1 protein-coding gene is annotated in these 1,751 nt (G+C 68.8%); it reads right to left on the bottom strand.

The features are described 5' to 3' along the window. Nucleotides 1-7: 7 nt before the first annotated feature. The coding region (locus HAV39_RS41995) for a hypothetical protein (RefSeq protein ID WP_223124450.1) at nt 8-1,751 on the bottom strand (1,744 nt) is incomplete at its 5' end.

Below are 1,751 nucleotides of genomic sequence, written 5' to 3'. Positions count from 1 at the left end.
ACCGTTCCTACTGACTGTGCATAAGTTGCACAGGTCCAGTCGTGTGCCCCGAACGGTCTTGGACACACTGGTCGCCCGCGTTCAGGTCGCAGTCCGGCGACGGGCATCGTGTGCGCGGTCCGGGAATGCGGTGGCGGGGTCCCTCACACCCAGCGACGTTCGGTCCGGCCTGGGCGCTCCGATGCCCCACCCGATCGCTCTGGTCGGTTGGGGGCGGTGGCGTCCGTCGCCGGGCCTTGTGTCCCTGGGCGCGTCTTGCGATCACGATGCTCGCGGCGTCGTGCCGGGTGATCTTCCTGGTGGGGGTGTTCAGGGGCTTGTGCCAGTGTTCGGCGCCCCACTTCGAGCTGTAGGCCGGGTCGACGGCCACGATCGTGATGCCGGTCTGGTCGGCCATCGAGACGAGCCTGGCCCGTAGCCGGCCGGTCGGAAACCGCGAGATGAGCCGACGGAACCGCTTCCTACGGCCGTGCTTCTCACGGGTCTTCTCGGCAGCGAAGTCCAGGTCCTCCACCGCGATCGCTGTCACGGCGCAGGTCTTGGCCCACTGCAGCAGCCGGGTCAGGGCGTGGCGGACCTGCGCGTCACGGTGGTCGGCGGTGCCGGACAGGTCGTAGAAGAACCGGCGCGGTGCACCGACCGGGTTGCCGTGCACATCCAGACGCCAGGCGGCCAAGTGGTCGTCGTTGGCGTCCACCCCGACACAACCCAAGGCCAGGGCGGCAGCCAGACCGATGGTGGGGGCGGGCGCGTACTGCCAGCACGCGGTCAGATACCAGCGCTGCCGCCGGGCGTCGAAACTGACCCGGTATGCCACGGCGCGGTCGGCGGCGACCCGGTCGGCCCACTGCTGCCCGCGGTGGGCGAAGCCGACCCGGCAGGTGAACAGGTAGCGGCCGTACGGGGCGTTGGCCAGATCGGCCAGGGGCGCGGGCAGCTTGATCGACAGCTGCCCGTCGTCGGTGACACGGATCGTCTCGTTGCCCCATCGCTTGCCCGACTCGCCGTCGGCGGACAGGAACCAGCGTGCGGCCTGCCAACGCAGCCGCCACTGCACCTGCGTCAGCTGCGCCTGATCGAGGTGGTGCCGGGTGTTGAGCAGGCGACGCCCGCCACGCACTACCCGGACCCGGCCGCTGTCATAGTCAGCGACCGCGGCCGCGTGTTGGACGGTCAGGCACGCCAGACGACGTGCTTTGGCATGCCATTCCTGCCGCGACCGATACCCGCCCGGCTCGCGTTTGGTGCCCTTCTGCCCGAGCGGCAGCGACAGCCGGTGGGCCAGCATGTCGATACCGGCCTGCAACCCCTGCATATGGGCAGCCAGACCATGACGCGCCAATGCCCACTGATCATGCGAAGCCTTCGTGATCGACCCCGCCCACCGCGACGACGACAACCCCGTCAACTCCCGCTTACGTCGCGCCCACCGGTCGTTGTCATGCCCGAGCCCATCAGCACAACGTTTCTTGAGATCATCGGCGGCCAGGGAACCCAGGTGCGCACCCACCGTGCGCAGCACCAACTCGTCCTGGTCCGTGAGGTTCTTCAGACGCGTGCGGATCGCCACCCCCGACGGGCCCGGCACCACGAACGGCGCAGCGATCGGGCGCAGATCAGCCATGAACAGCGGCCCCCAACCCACCGCGAGCACGGGTATCCACCGACCGGCCCTCACCGGCGCGGCAGGACTCCCACACCACCATTGACACGAACCGCACCCTAACATCCACCCACATACATGCATAAAC

This window comes from Catellatospora chokoriensis, assembly GCF_011297315.1.
Classification (GTDB): Bacteria; Actinomycetota; Actinomycetes; order Mycobacteriales; family Micromonosporaceae; genus Catellatospora; species Catellatospora citrea.
The sequence above is the reverse complement of the archived record's forward strand: the minus strand, read 5'-3'. Positions and strand labels throughout refer to the sequence as shown.